Source organism: Shewanella sp. SM21, assembly GCF_025654335.1.
Classification (GTDB): domain Bacteria; phylum Pseudomonadota; class Gammaproteobacteria; order Enterobacterales; family Shewanellaceae; genus Shewanella; species Shewanella oncorhynchi.
This window is the reverse complement of record NZ_JAKKRL010000029.1, coordinates 1-3,443: the sequence shown is the minus strand read 5'-3', so window position 1 is coordinate 3,443 and position 3,443 is coordinate 1. Positions and strand designations below refer to the sequence as shown.

2 protein-coding genes and 1 pseudogene are annotated in these 3,443 nt (G+C 43.0%); 2 read left to right on the top strand and 1 reads right to left on the bottom strand.

Annotation, left to right across the window (positions count from 1 at the left end; genetic code table 11):
• Positions 1-177: 177 nt before the first annotated feature.
• Positions 178-438 (top strand): annotated as a pseudogene (locus L5L94_RS21895) (DUF3223 domain-containing protein); the annotation flags it as partial.
• 125 nt (positions 439-563) lie between these two features.
• On the opposite strand, the gene L5L94_RS21685 reads toward L5L94_RS21895, so the two are convergent.
• A complete protein-coding gene (locus tag L5L94_RS21685; RefSeq protein ID WP_263165013.1) occupies positions 564-746 on the bottom strand; it encodes a hypothetical protein in 183 nt (60 codons plus the stop codon).
• A 247-nt stretch (positions 747-993) separates the two neighbouring features.
• Between L5L94_RS21685 and L5L94_RS21680 the strand changes: the two genes are divergently transcribed.
• The coding region (locus L5L94_RS21680; RefSeq protein WP_263165012.1) for an AAA family ATPase at positions 994-3,443 on the top strand (2,450 nt) is incomplete at its 3' end.

Here is a 3,443-nt window from a genome sequence, read left to right as displayed (position 1 = left end):
AAACATTCTCTATGTTGGCGGAATATGGAGAGTTCAGATACAAGGAAGTTAAATAGCCCATCATTATGCGCACTTCTTACGTAATCTGTCACTTACAAAACAAGCCACAGCAACGGACACGGAAAATGCGCGCCGTTGCGTTATGATCGTTAGGCCCCAAGGAGCATTTTCAGAGCCATGCCATACGTTCTCGCGGATGAATTATTCAGAACCAAGGAAAACGTCACGACCCGTTGTCGCGAGATTCTCTCCGCAACACCTGATGGCAGYCTTGTCAGTGACAGCGCATTGCCGTTTTTGCTGGATCTCTTCAGGCACCATGACGAATGGACACAGAAGACAGCAGGTGGGGTAGTTGGGATTTCAACTCAAACCACCATTCAGGGCACTCGCTGCTTCGTTCTTGTGCGCAATGGCGGAGGCACAATTGATATATCGTTCCCCCATGCAATTCGCCTAATTCCTAGCACTCGTACAGCACACCTGATTCCGCAGGGGCTGCGAGATTTTCGTAGTGCAGCTAGGAACGGTGTCGAAGATCAGATCARAGGCTTTCGTGACAGTCAGCTCGTGAGTTCTTCAGTGTGTCCCATCACAGGAGAGGCACTGTATCGGGGTAACTGTGCTGTAGACCATACACCGCCAACCACCTTCGACTCACTTTTGTTCAATTTCTGCCAGAGCAAAGGCATTAATCCGATCACAGTCGCTGTTGGCTCCAAAAGTGGCACCGTTGCCGTGTTCAACGATCCTTTGCTCCTAGTTGCTTGGCAAGAACACCATCGGGCAAATGCAGTCCTTCGTCTTGTCTCGCGAATTGGAAATCTCCAGCTGCCTAAGGTGGYAGTCCAGTGGAGCCTTCTGTATCAAGGAGTCTCGAGTGGGGCCTAAAGTCGTTCGCTCACTGGGACGCTGCGCGCCTTAACTCAAATGTTATGTGCCTTCACCGCATCGGCAGTTAAAAACTAATATTCGAACTATTAAGGAAGTATTATGGCCAGCGTTATCGCTGAATATCAAAGATTTTTGGAGTCGCTATCTGTAAGACCTGTAGATGACGATATTCGTCGAATGGCAAATCTAATATATTCAAATCTGCCACACTTAGCACAGGTGGGTGGTGCTCGCAGAGCTCGGTCGTCAAGATTAGCTCCGATTGCAATAAACCAACTTACAGAAACCTCGCCTGAGTTACCTGAATTTAACAATATTAATGCAGATGGCAATAATATTGGTCGTCTGCATCAATTGATCGTGGGGCCATTTAGAGGTTTTACGAATCAGGAGATATTTGACTTAAGTAAACCAATTACACTTGTCTATGGTGCCAATGGGACAGGGAAAAGTAGTTTTTGTGAGGCTCTAGAAACGGCGCTATTAGGTTCTATAAGTGAAGCCCAAGTAAAGCGGATTGACCATAACACTTACTGTAGCAATGTAAGGCTAAGGCGATATAGTCAACCTGTTATATCAATAGTAAATGTAAATAATCCTCCGATAAACCTTGAGCCAAATGAAGAAAAGTATAGGTTTTGTTTTATAGAAAAAAACAGACTTGATGATTTTGCTCGAATTGCTTCAAGAACTCCAAGTGATCAAAGACAATTAATAGCTACGCTTTTTGGTATAGACCAATTCTCCGACTTTGTTAGAGGATTTAATCCTTCTCTTGATGAGAACCTAAATCTTACTGGTCAACGAACACAAGAGCTTGCAATAAGACGATATGCATTGGCAAGTGCAGAAAAAGTTATCCAGGAATTTCCGCAGCGTCTTATACAAATTAATATAAATGAAGGCCAAATTGCAGAAAGAATTCAGCCAGGAAGCAACTATGAAGCTGTTAAACTGTGGTTGGTTGGAAGTCAGGATCAGCAAGGTCGCTTACCATATGTTCAATCTCTGCTTGATGCTCCGTCACCAACTGTTTACGGCCTAACTTCAGATCAGCTTACATTAGCGTTTAATCAAGTGTTCGCTATAAATAGTAAATTGCAGGGTATTAATACTGAATTGGCTCGTCGTGCAGGCGAAGTGTCATATAAACAACTATATGAATCAGTACTCCAGTTATCTGCTTCAAGTCCACATCACTGCCCAGCATGTGGCACTAATCTCCWGTCCGTAGTTAAAAATCCATATGAGGCCGCAGTCAATGGTCTTGAACAACTTAGTGAATTAGCTGATTTGCAAGAACAAGCAAAAGAACATAGTGACGCATTGAGTGAGTCGTTGCGAAACTTACATCAATTGATGGTTAATGCAATTAATGCGGCAGCTCAAGTTTGCCCTCAAATGCTAAGAGAGAATGCGCTTCCAGTTTTGCCGCCAACATCAACTGGCCACTGGCTTCAGACATGGGTTAATGACAATAATAAATGTTGGAATGCATTGCTAAATCTATGTTCTGAAATCGAAAGATTAGATGTTGTGGCTCGCGAAGCACTAGCTCAGCGCCAACAGCTAGTTGAAGAGAGAACTAGACTTGATGAATATCGAATCGAGATAGAGAGGGCAAAATTAATACGACAAACTGCAGAAAGTGAACTTGCAGAAGCAAGAACTACTGTTGCTAATTTTGACGAGGCTAATAGAGAGCTGATTGAACTTGTAGCTTCTGAGGCGCAAGTAGTCGCATTTCATAACAGAGTTAAAAGGTCATATGATGGTTTTTTACAAGAGGTCCAATCATATCTAAGCAATCTACCATCTCAATTGCTTCAAGGTTTGGGGCAGAGAGCTCGCGACCTATACAATTCATTTAATCGTGACGACTTACCAGTAGACTTATTGCAAAACCTTTGGTTGCCAGTTGCTGAAAACGGGAAGATTGAACTTGAGTTTCAGGGGCAATTAGGGGTTCGTTATGATGCATTAACACTGCTTAGCGAAGGACACATTAAGTGTTTGGGGTTGGCTATCCTACTCGCAAAGAATATTGAAGAAGGCTGCTCTCTAGTTATTTTTGATGACGTAGTAAATGCTATTGATGATGACCATAGAAATGGAATCTGGAGAACATTCTTCGAAGATGGTTTRTTGGATGGAAAGCAGGTCATCTTAACTTCTCACGCTGAGGAATTCCTTCATAGAATCCAACAAGAGCTGGGTGTGGCACGTGCAGGTGATATAGCACTGTATAAATTCTTGCCGCATCAAGGGGATCATCACTTACGTGTTGATACTAATCCTCCCTCAAAGAACTACGTTCTTAAAGCCCTGCAGGCATTTGCTAATGATGATAAACGAGATACTCTTTATTACTCTCGGGCAGCTATAGAAAGCCTAACGGATCGGTTATGGACTTGGATGGGAAGAAGTGGAGATGGGCGTATTGAACTTAAACTTAGTGGGCCAAGATCACCTTGGGAATTGAATAATAAGTGCAATAAAATTCGTTCTTCCTTGAGAAGGAATCAGAATCAGTCTATTTCAATTATTTC